This is a genomic window from Zoogloea sp. (assembly GCF_023150065.1).
Lineage (GTDB): Bacteria > Pseudomonadota > Gammaproteobacteria > Burkholderiales > Rhodocyclaceae > Zoogloea.
Map to the genome: position 1 here is coordinate 215822 of NZ_JAKLLN010000003.1, position 18346 is coordinate 234167.

Below are 18346 nucleotides of genomic sequence, written 5' to 3' on the forward strand. Positions count from 1 at the left end.
AACCCGGACCAGAATGCCCTCCCCCATGCACCACCGCTTTACCGTACTCCTGCTCAGCTTCGCTCTCGCCGCCTGCAGCAGCCTGTCGTCCAAACCCAAGGACGAAAGCTACAAACTCGAGAACTTCACCCCCGACTCGCCCTATGAGCAGTCCTTCGAGATAAGCCCCGAAGCCGCCTGCGAAGCCGGGCGCCGGGCCCTGCTCAGCCAGGGCTACCTGATCGACGAGAGCAAGCCTGACTCGGTGCGTGCCCGCAAGTACTTCCAGCCCGACCGCAGCACCCAGATCCAGCTCACCTTCAGCCTGTTCTGCCTTGCCGAGGATCAGGGCGACACCAAGGGGTCCGCCGTCTACGCCAACGTCCGCCAGGTGCGCGAAGAACTCAAGGCCGGCTCCGCCAGCACCGGCCTCAGCGTCACCGGCATCGGCTCCCTGTCGCTGCCGTTTGGCGGCAACAACGAATCCCTGGTCAAGGTCGGCGAAGAGACCGTCACCGACGCCGAGTTCTACGGACGCTTCTTCGCCCTTATGCAATCCTTCATCCGATGAAGAAACTCACCCCACCGATCCTGAAGATCCTCCCCGCCCTCTTCGGCCTGCTGGCCGCCGGCCTGGCCCACGCCGACGCCCCCGACCCCGCCCGCTTCACCCCCTGTGTGGCCGAGCTCAAGGCCGGCGCCCTGGCCCGGGGCGTCTCCGCCGCCGGCTACGAGCGCCTCACCGCCAGCCTGCAGCCCGACCTGAAGGTGCTGGACTTTCTCGACTACCAGCCCGAGTTCCGCACCCCCATCTGGGACTACCTCTCTGGCCTGGTGGACGACGAGCGCGTGGCCGACGGCCAGGCCATGCTCAAGCAGTGGGGCGACACCCTCAACGCCGTGGCCGCCCGCTACAAGGTCGACCCGGCCACCGTCGTTGCCGTGTGGGGCGTGGAGAGCAACTTCGGCCGCAACTTCGGCAGCCGCTCCCTGCTCGGCTCCCTGTCCACCCTGTCCTGCTACGGGCGCCGCCAGGCCTACTTCCGCGGCGAGTTCTACGACGCCCTGAAGATCGTGGACGCCGGCGACGTGAAGGCCGAACAGATGGTCGGCTCCTGGGCCGGCGCCTTCGGCCACACCCAGTTCATGCCCTCCACCTTCCTGCGCCTGGCCGTGGATTTTGATGGCGACGGCCGCCGCGACCTGGTGGGCAGCGTGCCCGACGCCCTCGCCTCCACCGCCAACTTCCTCAGGAAGGCCGGCTGGCGCGAGGACGAAGTGTGGGGCTACGAAGTGCGCCTGCCCGCCGGCTTCGACACCAGCGGCGCCGGCCGGCGCAACAAGCAGGCCCTATCCGCCTGGGCCGCCCGGGGCGTCAAGCGCATCGACGGCAGCCCCCTCGCCGGCGACGGCAGTGCCGGCCTGCTCCTGCCCGCTGGCCCGAAAGGCCCGGCCTTCCTGGTCTTCCGCAACTTCGACGCCATCTACGGCTACAACGCCGCCGAAAGCTACGCCCTGGCCATCGCCCATCTGTCCGACCGGCTGCGCGGCGCCGGCCCCTTCAGCACCCCCTGGCCCACCGACGACGCCGGCCTGTCCCGCGCCGAACGCCGCGAAGTGCAGACCCTGCTGGCCGCCCGCGGCCACGCCATCGGCGCCATCGACGGCATGCTCGGCGACGCCAGCCGGGCCGCCATCCGGGTCGAACAGCAGCGGCTGGGGCACAACGTGGATGGGCGGGCCGGGCAGAAGCTACTCAAGGCCCTCAAGGAGAACCGCGGATGAGCGCAGCCGCGTCCCACCCCGACGCCTCACCCCTCGGCAAGGCCGTCGCCTACGCCGAGCACTACGCCCCCGAGCTGCTCTTTCCCATCGCCCGCCAGGGCAAGCGGGACGAGATCGGTATCGCGCCCGGCGCCCTGCCCTTCATCGGCGAAGACCTGTGGACGGCCTTCGAGCTGTCGTGGCTCGGCCCCCGGGGCAAGCCCGAGGTGGCGCTGGCCCACTTCCGGGTGCCGGCGGATTCGCCCAATATCGTCGAATCCAAGTCCTTCAAGCTCTACCTGAACGCCTTCAACCAGACCACCGTGGCCAGCGTGGCCGAGCTGGAGGCGACGCTGGCGCGGGATCTGTCGGCCGCGGCCGGCGCCCCCGTAACGGCGCAGGTGGAGCCCCTGTCGGGCCGGCCCCGGCGGGCCATTGGCTATCCCGAGGGCGTGCTGCTGGACACCCTGGACATCGAAGTCGACCGCTACACCCCCGACCCCGGCCTGCTGCGCGCCGACGCCAGCCAGCCCGAGGTGGAGGAGACCCTGTACTCCCACCTGCTCAAGTCCAACTGCCTGGTCACAGGCCAGCCGGACTGGGGCATGGTGGTGATCCGCTACCGGGGCGCGCCTATCGACCGGGAGGCCCTGCTGCGCTACATCATCTCCTTCCGCCGCCACAACGAATTCCACGAACAGTGCGTGGAGCGCATCTTCACCGACGTGCTGCGCCAGTGCCGGCCCACCGAGCTGTGCGTGTGGGCCCGCTACACCCGCCGCGGCGGGCTGGACATCAACCCCTGCCGGCGCACCGCGGGCCTGTCCGCGCCGGCGCTCCTTGCCGAAGTCCGCCAATGAGCCGCAATCCCACCGTCTCCGCCGACAGCCTGCTGCGCCAGGGCGTGGCCCTCGACAGCCTCAACACCCTGCGCCTGCCCGCCCGGGCCGCGTGGTTTGCCGCAGTGGACGACGTGGACGGCCTGCGCGCCGTGCTCGACGATCCACGGGTGGCCGGCCTGCCCCGGCTGGTGATCGGCGGCGGCTCCAACCTGGTGCTCACCGGCGACTTTCCCGGCCTGGTTCTGCACGTGGCCTTTCATGGCCGCAGCCGGGTGCAGGAGGACGCCGAGGCCTTCTACATCCGCGCCGGGGGCGGCGAGAACTGGCACGACTTCGTGCGCTGGACCCTGGAGATGGGCTGGCCCGGGCTGGAGAACCTGTCCCTGATCCCCGGCACCGTCGGCGCCGCGCCGGTGCAGAACATCGGCGCCTACGGCATCGAGATGGCCGAACATTTCTACAGCCTGCGCGCCTACGACCTGGAAACCGGCAAGACGGTGGGCTTCGACAAGGGCGACTGCGCCTTCGGCTACCGGGACAGCTTCTTCAAGCAGGCCGGCAAGGGCCGCTACCTCATCGCCGCCGTCACCTTCCGCCTGCCCAAGGCCTGGAAGGCCAGCACCGGCTACGCCGACGTGGCCCGGGAGCTGGAAGCCCGGGGCATCACCCAGCCCAACGCCCTGCAGGTGTCGGACGCGGTCATCGCCATCCGTCGCCGCAAGCTGCCCGACCCGGACGAGATCGGCAACGCCGGCAGCTTCTTCAAGAATCCGGTGGTGGACGCCGCCGAACACGCGCGCCTCATCGCCCTGCACCCGGGCCTGCCCAGCTACCCGCAGCCCGACGGCCGGGTCAAGCTGGCCGCCGGCTGGCTGATCGAACAGGCCGGCTGGAAGGGCCGGCGCCTGGGCCCGGTGGGCTGCTACGAGAAGCAGGCCCTGGTGCTGGTGAACCATGGCGGGGCCACGGGCGCCGACGTGGTGGCGGCCAGCGCCGCGGTGCAGGCCGAGGTACGGCAGCGCTTCGGCGTGAGCCTGGAGCCCGAGCCGGTGTTTGCCGGCCCCGGCGGCGTCTGAGCCCACAGGACGAATGGCCATGTCCGAAACACCGTCACGCCCGCCCTTTCTGGCCCGCCTGCTGCGGCCCGGCCCCTTCCTGTTCATCGGGGTGATCTTCATCGCCCTGGGCCTCACGGCCCTGCGCTACACCGCGCTGCCCGCCATCGACAGCCTCGTCACCGCCTTCAGCGGGGGCGTGGACCAGCCGGACGGCCTCAACGCCGAGGCCAACTGGAACATGTTCATGGGCATGGCCCTGGGGCTGGTGGCCTTTGTGGGCTCGGTACTGGTGGCGGGTGGCGGCTTCCTGATCCGCACCCACCTGAAGGACGGCGACGCCCCCGCCGCCAGCGAAGTCAGCCCGCCAGACGCCGGATGAGGGTATAGACCGCCTGGTGGGTGGGCAGCCCCCGCCCCTGGGCCGCAGCCATGGCCAGCAGGGCACCGGTGATGGCGTCGATCTCGGTGGGTCGCCCGGCCAGCACATCCTGCAGCATGCTGGCCCGGTTGGCCGCCGTGGCGGTGGCGACCGCCTGCACCCGTGCCAGCGCGGCGGCTTCGTCCAGCGTCAATCCGGCCTCCCGCAGCACCGGCCAGGCCTCGCTCACCAGGGCCTCCAGCAGCACCCGGTGGGGTGCCTCCAGCAGAGCCCCGTTGGGCACCCGGAACAAGGCTGCCAGCGGGTTGATGGCCACGTTCACCAGCAGTTTGGCCAGGCGTGCGGCGGCAATGTCCGGCTCGACGCGGGCACGCAAACCCGCGGCACCCAGGGCCGCGGCCAAGGTCTCGAAACCGGGCGGCAGCAGGGTCTCGCCGGCCCCGGCGGGCTGCACCCGGGAACCCTCCCGAAACGCGCCCTCGGTGGTGATGCCCTGCCCCGCCGGCACGGTGCCACATGCCTCCGTCAGCAACGCCTCCACCAGCCCGTTCTGCAGGGACACGACGCCCCGCGGCTGCAGGGCCAGGGCGGTGCGGGCGGCCTCGGCGGTGTCGCCGGTCTTGACCAGCAGGATCACCCAGTCGGCCTGCGGCAGCGCATCCGGCGCGAAGACCTCGGGTACGAAGCGTCGCGAATCCACCTCCACGCCGGCACGCAGGGCGGCAGCCCGGACTGCATTGCGTGCCACCAGCGCCACCGGGCCGACGGCCGCGAGGCGGGCCGCAAAGTGCAGGCCCAGGGCGCCTGCACCGAGGATGGCCAGGGGGTAGCGGCCCGGGGTCGCCATCAGCGCGCCACCAGCGCCGGCGACACGGTGAGCCGGCGCCCTTCCTGGAGCAGGTTGAAGTGTTTCAGCACGTTCATGCCCAAGAGGGCCTGCTCACCCATGCCGGGCATCACCGCAACACTGGCATTGCGCACCTCGAAGGGCCCGAAACGCAGGGAGGGCACGCGGCCGACACAGGCTTCGGTGGTGCCGTTGGCGGTATGGAAGGTCTGCTTGCGGCAGCAGCCGGGCGCGTTGCCGGCGCTCAGGTCGAAGCCGATGGCGGCGCATTCACGGATGCCGATGCGCTCCCCCAGCTGGCGGGGAATGGCGGTGACGCTGGCCCCGGTGTCCACCAGAAACTCCACGGGCACGCCCCCCACCGCGCCGCTCACCGCGTAGTGGCCACCACGCCCCATGCGCAGCTCCAGATTGCCGTCGGCCACCACCTGAAACGTGGTGTCGCCTTTGCTGTTCGACATCCAGTAGCTGGCGCCCAGGGTGCCCAGGCCGATCAGCGCCGTCCAGAACAGGGCCGGCAGCAGCCAGCCACCGCCGCCAGGCGTTTCCGGCGCGGCATGCCCGTCCACGCGCAGGCGCGCCCGTACGTCCTGCAGGCGGCGCTCCTTCTCGTCATCGGGCAGGGTGAAGCGCCGTGCCTCCTGCTGATCCCTGTCATTCACCAGACTGTCTCCTTGCCCCGGGGCTCATTGTTGCGCCGGGATGGTAGCGGGTTCGGGCGCCGTCTCGCCGCCAGGGGCTGGCGGTGGGCTTGAGGGTGCCGGCGTGGGCGCCACGGGCACCACCGGAGGCGCCTCCGGTGGCGGGGGCGCCTGAGGTCTGGGACGCCGCGGAGCGGGCCGGGGTTCCGGCGCGGGCTCGGGATCGGCCCACAGGCCGCTCAGCCAGCGCCAGCCCCGCTGCAGCAGGCCGGGCTCTTCCTTCGAGACGAAGGGCTGGCGCGGGTCGATGAGGCGGTTGGCGAGGGCGTAATGGAAGGCGTCCCCGACAATGGGCAGGGCGCTGCGGGCCCCCTGCCCCCAGTAGTCGCTGCGCAGGGTGATGCGGTTGTCGTTGAAGCCGACCCACGCGCCGGCCACCAGCTGTGGGTGCATCAGGATGAACCAGCCGTCGGTATTGTCCTGGGTGGTGCCGGTCTTGCCGGCCAGGTCGGCGCGCAGGCCGAACTGGTTGCGGATGGCCACGCCGGTGCCCCGGTCCACCACGCCGCGCATCACGTCGAGCAGGGTGTAGGCCACGCCCGGGTCCAGAGCCGCCTCCGGCGCCACCGGGGCGAATTCGGCCAGCACCTGCCCGCTGCGGTCCTCGATGCGGGTGATCAGCACCGGCTCGATGTAGCCGCCGGCGTTGGCCAGGGTGGCGTAGGCCGCCACCATCTCGCGCAGGGTCACGGGGCTGGTGCCCAGGGCCAGGGACGGCACCTCCTCCAGGGGGCTCTGGCGCACCCCCATCCGCTTCGCCAGCCGCGCCACCCGGGCCGGGCCGACCTCTTCCATCAGCTGGGCGGTGATGCGGTTGCGGGAGTAGGCCAGCCCGTCCTTGAGGCTCACCGGCTTGCCGCTGGGCGGGGATTCGTCGGTGGGGCGCCATACCTCGTCGTTGGGCAGCGGGATCTCCACCTCCCGGTCGATCAGGGTGTCGGCGGGGCGCAGGCCCTTGTCGAAGGCCGCGCCGTACACGAAGGGCTTGAAGGTGGAGCCGGGCTGGCGCCGGGCCTGGGCCACGTGGTCGAAGGGGTCGGTCTGGAAATCCCGGCTGCCCACCCAGGCGCGCACCTGGCCGTCCCGCGGGTCGATGGCCAGAAAACCCACCTGCAGGCGGGTCTTGTCCTGGCGCAGGGCCTCGGTAAAGGCCCGGTCGGCCAGCAGGCGGGCCAGGGCCGCGTCGGCGGCCTCGCCGCGGGCCACGGCGGCACGGTAGTCCTTCGACTCCCGGACCAGCGCCTCCACCAGCTCGGGGCTGCCGGCCCAGCCCTTGCGGCCGCTCCAGGCCTGGTCGGCCAGGGCCTGGAGCTGGCGGCCCCGGCGCTGCACCGCCTGGGTGGCCTGGGCCTGCAGGCGGCTGTCCAGGGTGGTGCGCACCACCAGCCCGTCGGTGTAGATGTTGTAGTCGTGGCTGTCGGCCCAGGCGATGAGCTGCTTGCGCACCTGCTGGGCAAAGTGGGGAGCCGGGCCGGGGGACTCCAGCTGGCGCTCGAAGTCGATGCGCAGGGGCTTCTTCTGCAGGGCCGCCAGGCGGGCCTCGTCGAGCTGGCCGCGCTTGACCATCTGGGCCAGCACGGTGTTGCGCCGGGCCAGTGCCCGCTCGGGGTTGAGCACCGGGTTGTAGTAGCTGTTGCCCTTGAGCATGCCCACCAGGGTGGCGGCCTCGAGCACGTCCAGGCTGCGGGCCGGCTTGTCGAAATAGGTGCGCGCCGCCATCTCGATGCCCCAGGCGTTGTAGAGGAAGGGCACGGTGTTGAGGTAGGTCTCGAGGATTTCGTCCTTGGAGTACACCGCCTCGATCTTGAAGGCGGTGATGGCCTCCTTGAGCTTGCGGGTCAGGGTGGGCGCGCGGCCGATCTCGTCGGGGAAGAGGTTGCGGGCCAGCTGCTGGGTCAGGGTCGAGCCGCCCTGCTTGTCGCCGGTGAAGGTGCGCAGGGCCGCGCCGCCCAGACGATAGAAGTCGATGCCGTGGTGGCTGTAGAAGCGGTGGTCCTCGGTGGCGATCAGCGCTGCCTTCACCTGCGGCGACACCCGATCCAGCCCCACCCACTCCCGGTTGGCCCATTTGAACACCGCCAGCTCCTTGCCGTCCGCCGACAGCACCCGTGCCGGCTGCTCCACCTTGGCCTTGCGGATGTCGCGGATGCCTGGGGTGAAGGGGATGAGGATCAGGCTGTAAACCAGCAGCAGCGCCGGCAGCGCGGCGACGCCCAGCACCAGCTCGCGACGGGTCGGGCGACGCAGGCGGGACAGCCAAGGAGCAAGAACACGCAGCAGGCCGGCAAGGGCCTGCCTCAGGCGGAGGCGCAGGGACATCGGGGCAAGGGTGGCGCTCGGAAGCCACGGGTTTTAACACATATCCCTGCAGGGTCGCCCGCAGCCGGATGAATTCGACCCCACGGAGAGCCCGTGCCCCGTGCTCAGTCAGGCAGCTGGCTCTCGCTGAAACCCCACAGGCGGTAAGCCCAGAAGCTCTCGTCGGCAAAGATGCGGCGGCGCAGTTCGGCGGGGGGAAAGCCGGTGACGCGGCGGCTCTGGCGGCTCAGGTGGGATTGATCGGCGTAGCCGCTGCTGGTGGCCACGTCGCTCCAGTTCACCTCGCCGGAGCGCCCGGCCACCACCGCATCGAAGAAGGCCTGCTCGGAGCGCCCCATGCCGCGCAGCTCGCGCAGGGGCTGGCCGGTCCACTGTTTGATGCGCCGCTCCACCTGCCTCATGCTGCGCCCCCAGCCCGACACCGAGGCGCGCAGGGCCAGCTCGCGGGACCAGTCGGCATACACGCGGGTTGGCGAGGCCGCGTCGGGGCGGGCCTGCCGCCACAGGGGCGCCAGGAATTCATCGATGAGGGCCACCCGGGCCGCGTCGTCGGGGGCCACGTCCACGGCCCGGCACATGGCCATCCACGCCGGGTCGAGCACATCGCCGGCGGGCACGACCCGGTTGAGGAAGGCGCCCGGGTCCAGGCCGGTGAGCTGGCCCAGGGCGTCGGGCATGAGCATCAGCATCATGGCGTGCATGGGCCCCGGGTTGCGGCTGATCACCGGCCGGTTGAAGGGGCCGCAGAAGGTGATGCGATCGGGTAGGGGCCGGCCAGGCGTGTCGGGGGTGGCGGGCCGGTGGGGGTCGAGCACCTCCGCGTCGCCGCTGAAATACCAGACCAGGGAGCACACCGGGGTGGCCGGAAAGTGGTTGTAGCGGTCGCCCTCGGCCAGCGCCACGCCGCGGGTGTCGCGGCTCATCACCCCCCGCAGGCAGGACGACAGGGCGGCACGGGGCAGCCACAGCTCGGAGCGGGCAGCCGAAAGCGAGGTGGCCAGCTCGCCGGAGGGGATCGGGTCGATCCTGAACATGCCTGAAGTATACGGAGCGCCGCCCGCCACGACAGCCCCCCGCGATGTCGGAAACGTACAATACCCCCCGTCTGCCCGCTGGGTAGGATGCGCTCCGGTCGGCCCGGAGCCGGCCCTGCTCAGTGTTTTTGGGGAAAACCATGCATCCGGTCAGTTTGCGTCAGGTGGGCAAGACCTACCGTCTCGGGTCGGTGGACGTACCGGCCCTCAGCGATATCACCCTCGACATCCACCAGGGGGCCTTCACTGTGCTGGCCGGCCCGTCGGGCAGCGGCAAGACCACCCTGCTCAACCTCATCGGCTGCATCGACACCCCCGACCAGGGCGAGATCACGGTGGCCGGCCAGCAGGTGCAGTCCATGCCCGACGACGCCCTGTCGGACTTCCGCGCCCGCCACATCGGCTTCATCTTCCAGAACTTCAACCTGATCCCGGTGCTCAGCGCCCGGGAGAACGTGGAGTATCCCCTGGCCCTGGCCGGGGTGGCCGCCGGCGAACGGCGCCGGCGGGTGGACGCCCTGCTCGACGCCGTGGAGCTGTCGGACCGCCAGCGCAACCTGCCGGCCCAGCTCTCCGGCGGCCAGCGCCAGCGGGTGGCGATTGCCCGGGCCCTGGCCACCGCGCCGCGACTGGTGCTGGCCGACGAGCCCACCGCCAACCTGGACAGCCACACCGGCGCCGCCATCATCGCCCTGATGCGCCGCCTGCAGCGCGAGGAAGACGTGTCTTTCGTGTTCTCTTCCCACGACCCCCAGGTACACGCCGAGGCCGACGAGATCATCTTCATCCGCGACGGGCGCATCACCGGTATCGAGGCGGGCCGCAACACGGCAGGAGGCCGGCCATGAGCACCTGGTCCCTGGCCCTGCGCAACCTGCTGCGCAACCGCCGCCGCTCCCTCACCACCCTGCTGGCCATGGTGGTGGGCCTGGTGGCCATCCTGCTGTTCGGGGGCTATCGCTCCAACATCATCTACGGTACGCAGACCGGCTTCGTGCAGCAGACGGGCCACCTGCAGATCCAGCGCAGAGGTTACTTTCTCGACGGCGGCGACAACCCCACGGCCTACGGCATCGCCGACTACCCGCGCCTGCTCGAACGAATCCGCCAGGACCCGGTACTGGCCCCCATGCTGGCGATTGCCACGCCCACGCTGCAGCTGGGCGGCATTGCCGGCAACTTTGCCGCCGGGGTGTCCCGCTCGGTGATGGCCACCGGCCTGATCCCCGAGGACCGCAACCGCATGATGGAGTGGAACGACCTGGGTGTGGTCAGCTACGCCCGGCCGCTGCCCCTGGCCGGTGCCCCCGGCGACACGGTGGTGATCGGCACGGGGGTGGCGCGCAAGCTGCGGCTGTGCGCGCTGCTCGACGCCCCGGACTGCCAGCCGGCCAGCCCCCCCGCCACGCCGGACGGCACCGCGCTGCCCGACGACATCGCCGCCCTGTCGTCCCTCGAAAAGGCCGGCCCGGCCCCCGGCGCCGGGCACCGCATCGAGATGCTCGCCGCCACCGCCCGGGGCGCCCCCAACGTGGCCAGCCTCAACGTGATCCAGGCCAGCAACATGGGCATCAAGGCCCTCGACGATGTGTACATGGCCATGCACCTGACCCAGGCCCAGCGCCTGATCTTCGGTGCCGGCACGCCCCAGGTCACCGCCATCCTGATCCAGCTCCACCACACCGGGCAGATCCCCGCTGCCCGGGAACACCTTGGCCGGCTGCTGGCCGAGGACTTCAAGGAGGCCGACCTGGAGATCCTCGACTTCGACACCCTCAACCCCATCTACCGGCAGACCAACGAGTTCATGGACTCCATGTTCAGCTTCATCGCCCTGCTGATCGGCGTGATCGTGCTGTTCACCATCGGCAACACCATGAGCACGGCGGTGGTGGAGCGCACCACCGAGATCGGCACCCTGCGGGCCATGGGCCTGCGCCGCGCCGGCATTCGCCGCCTGTTCGTGTGCGAGGCCCTGCTGCTGGGGGCTGCCGGATCGGCGCTGGGAGTGCTGTGCGCCGTGCTCATCGCCTACGCCATCAACCACAGCGGCTGGTCGTGGACACCGCCGGGCTACTCCTACGCCTACCTGATCCTGGTACGCGTCGGGGAGGACCCGGGCCTGCTCATCGGCAGCGTGGCCGGCATGCTCTCCGTCACCCTGCTGTCCGCCTGGTGGCCGGCCCGGCGCGCCGCCAGGCTGGTGATCGTCGACGCCCTGCGCCACGCCTGAACCAACCCGACACGCATGAAGACACTCCGCCGCCTCCTCGCCCCCGTGCTGGCCTGCGCCAGCCTGACGCTGGCCACCCACGACACCCGGGCGGCGCCCAGCCCCCAGGAGATCCTGGTGGCCAGCGACGCCGTGCGCAACCCCGACTTCCCCTTCGGCCTCACCAACACCCTCACCGAATACCGCCAGGGCAAACAGACCGACAGCAGCACCCTGGCCATCTACTCCCGCGCCGACCCCAACGGCGGCCAGTTCCGCAGCCTGGTGCGCTACGTCGCCCCGGCCCGGGACGCCAGCAAGCTGATCCTCTTCAACGGCAAGGACCTGTGGTTCTACGACCCGGCCAGCAAGGCCAGCATCCGCCTGTCGCCGCAGCAGCGCCTGCTCGGCCAGGCCTCCAACGGCGACGTGGTGACGGTGAACCTGGCCCGGGACTACCAGGCCACCAGCGCCGTCGAGGAAGACACCCAGGACGGCGACCGCCAGACCCGGCGCAGCCACCGCCTCAACCTGGCCGCCAGCACCCCGGACGCCACCTACGCGCGCATCGACATGTGGGTGGACGTGGCCACCGCCCGCCCCCTCAAGGCACGCTTCTACGCCGACAGCGGCAAGCTCCTGAAAACCGCCTACTACCGGCGCTACCAGAGCGTGTTCGGCATCCAGCGCCCCACCGAGACGGTGATCATCGACGGCCTGGAGCCCGACTGGGTCACGGTGATGCGCTACACCGACTGGGTGAAGCGCGAAGTGCCCGAGACCTGGCTGCAGCGCGACTACCTGCCCCGCTTCCGGCCCGAATGAAGAACACGGGTTCCGGCAGCCCGCCCCCACAGACCTCTTTGCCCGCGCTCGGCCTGATCATCGCCCTGCTGCCGGGCGCCGGCCCCGTGGCCGCCCAGGACGCCGAACTCGACGCCCTGCAGCTGGCCGACACCGCCCCCACCGAGGTACAGGCCCCCAGCGACTGGCGACGTTTCGTCGAGGCGGGACTGGGCGCCAGCCACCTGCGCAGCAGCGGCGACACCCGCAGCACCCGTCGCCTGTCCCTGGACATCCAGTACGACCACGCCCTGAATCACGACTGGCGCGTCCTGGTGGCAGACCGGCTGGACCTCGGCCAGCCCGCCCTGCGGGGCCGCGAGCACGCCATCAACACCCTCAAGGAAGCCTACCTGAGCGGGCGCCTGCAGCCCGACACCCTCGTCGACCTGGGGCGCATCAACGTGCGCAATGGCGTGGCCCTGGGCTACAACCCCACCGACTACTTCCGCGCCGGCGCGGTGCGCGCCGCGGTATCCATCAGCCCCGCCAGCCTCAAGGAGAACCGCCAGGGCAGCGTGATGCTGCGGGGCCAGCAGCTGTGGGCGGGCGGCGCCCTGAGCGCGCTGTTCTCTCCAGGCCTGGCCCGCCAAGCCGAGCCGGAGGGCCTCAACCCCGACCTGGGCGCCACCAACCGGCAGCACCGGGGCCTGCTGGCCCTGAGCCAGAAGGTGGGCGGCTTTACGCCCCAGCTGCTGGTGTACCAGGAGGAAAGCCTGCCCACCCAGTTCGGCTTCAACCTCACCGGCCTCGTCACCGATGCCACGGTCGCCTACCTGGAGAGCTCGGCCGGACGCAGCCCCTCGCAACTGAGCCAGTCCCTGCCTGCCTTCGCCCCCTGCCGCTGCAGCGCCTGGCACAACCGCCTGTCCGCCGGCCTCACCCACACCACCGCCCACAAGCTGTCCCTGAGCGCCGAATACCACCACAACGGCGGCGGCCTCGATGCGGACGACTGGCGGCAGCTGCGCCAGGGCCCGCCCGCGGTCTACGCGGCCTATCGCCAGTGGGCCGCCACGGCCCAGGAGATGCCCACCCGGCGCGCCGTGTTCCTGCACGGCGTGTGGCAGGACGCGCTGATCCCCCGCCTCGACCTGAGCGCCATGCACACCCTCGACCTCACCGACCGCAGCCAGCGCAGCTGGCTGGAAGCCCGCTACCACCAGGGCAGCGTGGACTACGCCGTCCAGTGGCAGGCCCACAGCGGCCGCCCCACCAGCGTCTTCGGCGCCCTGCCCGACAAGCATGGCTGGCAGCTCAGCCTGCGCTACTACTTCTAGCCCGGAACCGCGCCGGCCGGGGTCGGTCTCACTGGCTCATCGCCTTACGAGAAGCGCCCCATGACCGTCCCCCTCGCCCCCCGCCTGACCCTCGCCAACGGCGTCCGCATCCCCCTGCTCGGCCTCGGCACCTGGCCCATGAACGACGACGAGGCGGCCATCACCGTCGCCGAAGCCCTGCACCTGGGCTACCGTCACCTGGATACCGCCGAGAACTACGGCAACGAACGCGGCGTGGGCGAAGGCCTGCGCCGCGCCGGCCTGCCCCGTGAAGAAGTCTTCATCACCACCAAGTTCAACCGCCAGTGGCACAGCGTGGACGGCGCCCGCCAGGCCTGCGAGGCCAGCCTCACCCGGCTCGGCGTGGACTACATCGACCTGCTGCTGGTGCACTGGCCCAACCCCGACCAGAACCGCTTTGTCGAAGCCTTCCAGGGCCTGGTGAAGCTCCTGGAAGCCGGCAAGCTGCGCGCCATCGGCACCTCCAACTTCAAGCCCGCCCACCTGCAGCGCCTTTTCGATGCCGGCCTGGTGCCCCACCTCAACCAGCTCCAGCTCGACCCCTGGCACCACCGCGACGACCTCCTGGCCATCCATCACCAGAAGGGCATCGCCACCGGCGCCTGGCGCCCCCTGGGCTGCGGCAACGCCATGCTGGCCGACCCCGTCATCACCGCCATCGCCGAAACCCACGGGCGCACCCCGGCCCAGGTCGTGCTGCGCTGGATCGTGCAGCAGGGCATCGTCGCCACCCCCAAGTCAGCCAACCCGCTACGCCTCGCCCAGAACCTGGACATTTTCGGCTTCAGCCTCAGCCCCGCCGAGATGAGCGCCCTCGACACCCTCGACCGCCCCGACCCCGACATGCTCGACGCGGACAGCTTCGGGCACTGAGACGTGTCAAGCTCCACCAGCAGCCCCACGCCCGGATTAGTCAGTTATTTCTGTATTGACAGAAATAACTGACGGCGTACCATGCGCCCATGGAACTGAAACCGATAGCCGAACGCTTTGTGCTCCACTGGGGCGAGATGGGCTCACGCTGGGGCGTCAACCGCACCGTGGCCCAGGTCCATGCCCTGCTCTACCTGGCGGGCCGCCCCATGGACGCCGAGGAGATCACCGAGACCCTCGGCGTGGCGCGCTCCAACGTCAGCACCAGCCTCAAGGAGCTGCAGTCCTGGAACCTGGTGCGGGTGGTGCACCTGAAGGGCGAACGCCGCGACCACTTCGAGACCTCGGCCGACGTGTGGGAGCTGTTCAAGCTGATCGTCGCCGGCCGGCGCCAGCGGGAGATCGATCCGACCGCCACCGCCCTGCGGGAATGCCTGGCCAACCCGGCCATCGCCGATGAAGAGGAAGGCACCCGCCAGCGCATCGAGGACACCCTCAAGTTCATCGAGATCATGAGCAGCCTGGCCGACGAGATGCTTCGCTACAAACCCGAGACCCTGATGAAGACCCTGGGCGTCAGCGCCCGCATCAGTCAGGCCATCCGCCGGAAGGAATAAGCCCCGCCCCCCGCGGGCAGGACGGGCTTCGCCGCCCGTTTTTTTAAGCCCTTTTTTTCTGTTTTTACAGAAAAGTCTGTCATAAAGGATTGAAAATGCACGGAGCACAACACCCTCCGCCCTCCCGCCCGGTGACGCCGCTGAAGGTCCTGGTCTGCGGCGCCTCAGGATTTCTTGGCCGGGCCATTTCTACCCGTCTGAGTCGGGCCGGATACCAGGTGATCCGGGGCGTGCGCCAGGCCCGCCGCCCCGACGACATGGCCATCGACTTCCGCATCGACACCACCGTGGCGCACTGGCGCGGGCGCCTGGACGGCATCCAGGTGGTGGTGAACGCCGTCGGCATCATCGCCGAAACCCGCGACAGCCGCTTCGACGCCCTCCACCACCACGCCCCGGCCGCCCTGTTTGCAGCCTGCGTGGAGGCCGGGGTGGCGCGGGTCGTCCAGATCTCGGCCCTGGGCGCCGACACCGGGACCACCGCCTACTTCCGCAGCAAACACGCCGCCGATCAGGCCCTGATGCGCCTGCCCGTCGCCTGGCAGATCCTGCGTCCGTCCCTGGTCCATGGCGTCGACGGCGCCTCCTCCACCCTGCTTCGCCAGCTCGCCAGCCTGCCCCTGTTGCCCGTACCGACCCTCGGGGACGCCCACTTCCAGCCCGTGCAGGTGGAGGATGTGGCAGAGGCCGTGCTGCGGGCCATGGATCCAGGCCAGCCGGCCGGCCAGCAGATCGAAGTGGTCGGCGCGACCCGGGTCAGCTTCGGCCGCATGCTTGAGCACTACCGGCACGGCATGGGCCTGGCTCCCACCCGCCAGCTGCCCGTGCCGGCCCCGGTGATGGCCCTGGCCGCCCGCCTGGGCGGATGCATCGACGGCGTCCCGCTCAATCCGGACACCTGGCGCATGCTGCAGGCCGGCAGCACCGGCGACCCAGCGGCCCTGACCCGCCTGCTCGGGCGGCCGCCTCGGGGCATCGCCTGCTTCATCCCCCCTGCCCAGGCCGAGACCCTGCGCGGGCGCGCCCTCGCGGCCTGGCGCACACCACTGCTGCGCTACACCCTGGCCTTCGTGTGGCTGGCTACCGCCTGGGTAAGCATCGCAGTCCATCCCCGCGACGCCAGCCTGGCCCTGCTCGCCGGGGTGGGCCTGAACGGCAGCCTGGCGGCGCTCGCCCTGTATGCCGCTGCCGCCCTCGACCTGGTCATGGGCCTGGCCTGCCTGTTCCGTCCAAGCCGCCGCCTGTGGTGCCTGCAGGCCGCACTGGTGCTGGGCTACACGGCCATCATCGCCGTCGCCCTGCCGGCCTTCCTGTCCCACCCCTTCGGCCCGGTACTCAAGAACCTGCCGATCCTCGCCATCCTCCTCATCCTCATGTCGGAGCCGCAGCCATGGACTACCTGAGCATCAAGACCCTGCACATCCTGTCATCGGTGCTGATGGTGGGCACCGGCTTCGGCACGGCCTTCTACCTGTTCTTCGCCAACCGCTCGGGCTCGGTGGAGGCGATTGCCGTGGTCTCGCGCCTGGTGGTGCGGGCCGACTGGTGGTTCACCACCCCGGCGGTCATCATCCAGCCCCTCTCCGGCGCCTGGCTGATCCACCAGGCCGGCTACCCCCTGGACTCCCTGTGGATCCTGGCCTCCGTCGGGCTGTATGCACTGGCCGGGCTATGCTGGCTGCCGGTGGTCTGGTACCAGATCCGCATGGGGAAGATGGCGGTGGCTGCCCATGCCGAGGGCCGCGCTCTACCCGCCCAGTACTGGCTCTTTGCGCGCCGCTGGGAGCGGCTCGGCTACCCGGCCTTTGCGGCAATGGTGGTGGTGTACTTCCTGATGGTGTTCAAGCCCGTATGAACGGCCGGGCGGGAGCCTGGGGGGTTCGGGCGCCGGGGGCGGTGGCGTAGCGACCACGCCCGGCCTGCTTAGCCTCGTACATGGCCCGGTCGGCGGCCTGGAGCACTGCCTCGGGTTCGTCGTCGGCCTCGCTCAGGGCGATGCCGATGGACGCCCCCAGGGTGCATGAGGTGTCCCGCAAGGTCAGGGGCGGGGTCAGGGTGTCGATGCAGCGGTCGGCCAGGGCGGCCAGATGGCCCTCGTCGTCCCGGGTCAGGTCGGTGACCAGCAGCACGAACTCGTCGCCCCCCACCCGGGCCAGGGTGTCGCTCTGGCGCAGCACGCTGGAGAGGCGGCGGGCCACTTCGATCAGGGCCTCATCGCCGACCCCGTGCCCGAGGCTGTCGTTGATGGGCTTGAAGCCATCCAGGTCGAGATACAGCACGGCGATACGCAGGCCGTTGCGACGCGCCCGGGCCAGGCCCTGGTGCATCCGGTCGGCCAGCAGCACGCGGTTGGGCAGGCCGGTGAGTTCGTCGTGATGGGCCATGCGTTCGAGCTTCACCTGGCTGCGGGCGAGCTTGTCGAGCAGCTGGTTGAAGGCGGTGGTCAGGCGCCCCACCTCGTCGTCACGCACCACCGGCAGAGGCCGCATGGGAATCTCGCCGTGGGTCATGCCATCGGCCAGCGCCGCCGCATTTTTCAGGGGGCCGAGCATGACGCGCACCATGAAGCCGACCACCAGCAGCACCAGCAGCAGGGCGGTGACGCTGTGGCGGATCACCACGTCCTGGGCACGACGGACCGGGGCAAAGGCCTCGGCCGTCGGCAAGCGGGCCACCACGAACCACCCGGTGCTCGGCACGCCGACGATGCTCGACAGCTCCTCGATACCCTTGGCGTTGCGGGTGATGCCGCTGCCCCGGAAGCCCGCCATGGCCTGGTCGTGGAGCAGGTTGATGCCCGGGGCGGGGGTGGGCTTGAGCACCAGCTCCGGATCGCCAGCCGCGACGAAGAGCTTGTCGACGGGCGAGATCAGCAGGAAGCCGCCGCTCTCTCCGATGCGGCCGTGGGAGATGCGGTCGAGGAAGCCCGGCGCCCCCAGGGCGGTGATGCCCAGCAGCACCGCATGCACGCGGCCATCCGGGCTCTTCAGCGGCACGCCCATGGGCAGGATGGACTGGCGCGTGAACGGCCCCAGGCGCGGCCTGCCCACCCCGCTCTCGCCCCGGGCCACGCGCACGAAGTCGGGGTTGTCGGCGATGGACGAGCCGGCACGGCCCGCCACCTTGGGATAGTCCGCGAGGACGTGCCCACGGGTATCCACCACCAGCACACCAAGGGAAAACACCGGGTTCAGCTGGTAGCGCTCCGCCAGCCAGGCCTGCAAGGCCTCGGGCTGGTCGAGCAGGGCCGGAGGCAGGGTCAGGGCGAGGCGCTCGAGGAGACGCAGCCGGTCCTGGATCTTGGTGTCGATGTCCTGGGCCACAGCCTGGGCCAGGGCGGTCTGCTGGGACGACACCAGCTGGGTCAGGTCTTCGCGCAGGAAGCGCGCCTGGAAGTAGTAGCGGGTGATGCCACCCAGGACGACCAGCAGCAGGCCGAACAGGATGATGCGGGCGAAGAGGCTGTTGCCGAAGCGTTTCAGGTTCATGGGCCTGTCGAAGCTGCACGGACCTGCGCCGGGTGGCGGGCCAGCCCGGATGGTAGCGTCAATGCCCCCCACGCCCCAAGGGGTCGCCC

The 18346-nt window shown here is 70.6% G+C and carries 18 protein-coding genes; 13 read left to right on the forward strand and 5 right to left on the reverse strand.

Annotated elements, in window-relative coordinates; translation table 11 throughout:
- Nucleotides 1-13: 13 nt before the first annotated feature.
- From L6Q67_RS06000 to L6Q67_RS06020, 5 genes are read left to right on the forward strand one after another with little or no spacing between them, the layout of a single operon-like run.
- Nucleotides 14-550 (forward strand): DUF2242 domain-containing protein, encoded by a 537-nt coding sequence (locus L6Q67_RS06000; RefSeq protein ID WP_296566760.1) that lies wholly within the window; start codon nucleotides 14-16, stop codon nucleotides 548-550.
- Entirely contained in the window at nucleotides 547-1764 is a 1218-nt protein-coding gene (locus tag L6Q67_RS06005) for a lytic murein transglycosylase (protein ID WP_296566763.1), read from the forward strand. Before L6Q67_RS06000 ends, L6Q67_RS06005 begins: the two co-directional genes overlap by 4 nt.
- Nucleotides 1761-2603, forward strand: a complete 843-nt coding sequence (gene queF, locus L6Q67_RS06010) for an NADPH-dependent 7-cyano-7-deazaguanine reductase QueF (RefSeq protein ID WP_296566765.1) — start codon at nucleotides 1761-1763, stop codon at nucleotides 2601-2603. The genes L6Q67_RS06005 and queF overlap by 4 nt, the downstream gene beginning before the upstream one ends.
- A complete protein-coding gene (murB, locus tag L6Q67_RS06015) occupies nucleotides 2600-3661 on the forward strand; it encodes a UDP-N-acetylmuramate dehydrogenase (protein WP_296566766.1) in 1062 nt (353 codons plus the stop codon). The genes queF and murB overlap by 4 nt, the downstream gene beginning before the upstream one ends.
- Nucleotides 3662-3680: 19 nt before the next feature.
- The gene (locus L6Q67_RS06020; RefSeq protein ID WP_296566768.1) at nucleotides 3681-4022 is read left to right on the forward strand and encodes a hypothetical protein; all 342 of its coding nucleotides are present in this window, start codon (nucleotides 3681-3683) and stop codon (nucleotides 4020-4022) included.
- Here the strand turns inward: L6Q67_RS06020 and L6Q67_RS06025 are convergent.
- The 4 genes from L6Q67_RS06025 to L6Q67_RS06040 form a co-directional block, all read right to left on the reverse strand.
- A complete protein-coding gene (locus L6Q67_RS06025) occupies nucleotides 4000-4869 on the reverse strand; it encodes a ketopantoate reductase family protein (protein WP_296566772.1) in 870 nt (289 codons plus the stop codon). The two genes, L6Q67_RS06020 and L6Q67_RS06025, sit on opposite strands and share 23 nt — an antisense overlap.
- On the reverse strand, nucleotides 4869-5531 hold the full coding sequence (locus L6Q67_RS06030; protein ID WP_296566774.1) for a retropepsin-like aspartic protease: 663 nt from the start codon (nucleotides 5529-5531) through the stop codon (nucleotides 4869-4871). Before L6Q67_RS06030 ends, L6Q67_RS06025 begins: the two co-directional genes overlap by 1 nt.
- Before the next feature lie 24 nt (nucleotides 5532-5555).
- Nucleotides 5556-7889 carry a transglycosylase domain-containing protein gene (locus L6Q67_RS06035; protein ID WP_296566777.1) on the reverse strand — a complete coding sequence of 778 codons (2334 nt, stop codon included), beginning with the start codon at nucleotides 7887-7889 and terminating at the stop codon, nucleotides 5556-5558.
- Nucleotides 7890-7993: 104 nt separating this feature from the next.
- Nucleotides 7994-8923 carry an AraC family transcriptional regulator gene (locus L6Q67_RS06040; RefSeq protein ID WP_296566779.1) on the reverse strand — a complete coding sequence of 310 codons (930 nt, stop codon included), beginning with the start codon at nucleotides 8921-8923 and terminating at the stop codon, nucleotides 7994-7996.
- Nucleotides 8924-9063: 140 nt separating this feature from the next.
- Here L6Q67_RS06040 and L6Q67_RS06045 point away from each other — a divergent pair, with 140 nt between their 5' ends.
- From L6Q67_RS06045 to L6Q67_RS06080, 8 genes are all read left to right on the forward strand, one after another.
- Nucleotides 9064-9771 (forward strand): ABC transporter ATP-binding protein, encoded by a 708-nt coding sequence (locus L6Q67_RS06045; RefSeq protein WP_296566782.1) that lies wholly within the window; start codon nucleotides 9064-9066, stop codon nucleotides 9769-9771.
- Nucleotides 9768-11156, forward strand: a complete 1389-nt coding sequence (locus L6Q67_RS06050) for an FtsX-like permease family protein (protein WP_296566785.1) — start codon at nucleotides 9768-9770, stop codon at nucleotides 11154-11156. The genes L6Q67_RS06045 and L6Q67_RS06050 overlap by 4 nt, the downstream gene beginning before the upstream one ends.
- A 15-nt stretch (nucleotides 11157-11171) precedes the next feature.
- The gene (locus L6Q67_RS06055; protein ID WP_296566790.1) at nucleotides 11172-11960 is read left to right on the forward strand and encodes an outer membrane lipoprotein-sorting protein; all 789 of its coding nucleotides are present in this window, start codon (nucleotides 11172-11174) and stop codon (nucleotides 11958-11960) included.
- A gap of 38 nt (nucleotides 11961-11998) precedes the next feature.
- Complete coding sequence (locus L6Q67_RS06060) at nucleotides 11999-13258, forward strand: hypothetical protein (RefSeq protein WP_296566794.1); 1260 nt, start codon at nucleotides 11999-12001, stop codon at nucleotides 13256-13258.
- A gap of 60 nt (nucleotides 13259-13318) precedes the next feature.
- Complete coding sequence (locus L6Q67_RS06065) at nucleotides 13319-14152, forward strand: aldo/keto reductase (protein WP_296566797.1); 834 nt, start codon at nucleotides 13319-13321, stop codon at nucleotides 14150-14152.
- Nucleotides 14153-14241: 89 nt separating this feature from the next.
- Complete coding sequence (locus L6Q67_RS06070) at nucleotides 14242-14769, forward strand: MarR family transcriptional regulator (RefSeq protein WP_296566800.1); 528 nt, start codon at nucleotides 14242-14244, stop codon at nucleotides 14767-14769.
- Nucleotides 14770-14864: 95 nt separating this feature from the next.
- Nucleotides 14865-16172 (forward strand): SDR family oxidoreductase, encoded by a 1308-nt coding sequence (locus L6Q67_RS06075; protein ID WP_296566803.1) that lies wholly within the window; start codon nucleotides 14865-14867, stop codon nucleotides 16170-16172.
- Nucleotides 16160-16624: a DUF2269 domain-containing protein gene (locus L6Q67_RS06080; RefSeq protein WP_296566805.1), complete on the forward strand. Its 465-nt coding sequence runs from the start codon at nucleotides 16160-16162 to the stop codon at nucleotides 16622-16624. The genes L6Q67_RS06075 and L6Q67_RS06080 overlap by 13 nt, the downstream gene beginning before the upstream one ends.
- Here the strand turns inward: L6Q67_RS06080 and L6Q67_RS06085 are convergent.
- Nucleotides 16611-18257, reverse strand: a complete 1647-nt coding sequence (locus tag L6Q67_RS06085) for a GGDEF domain-containing protein (protein ID WP_296566808.1) — start codon at nucleotides 18255-18257, stop codon at nucleotides 16611-16613. The genes L6Q67_RS06080 and L6Q67_RS06085 overlap by 14 nt on opposite strands.
- Nucleotides 18258-18346: the final 89 nt, after the last annotated feature.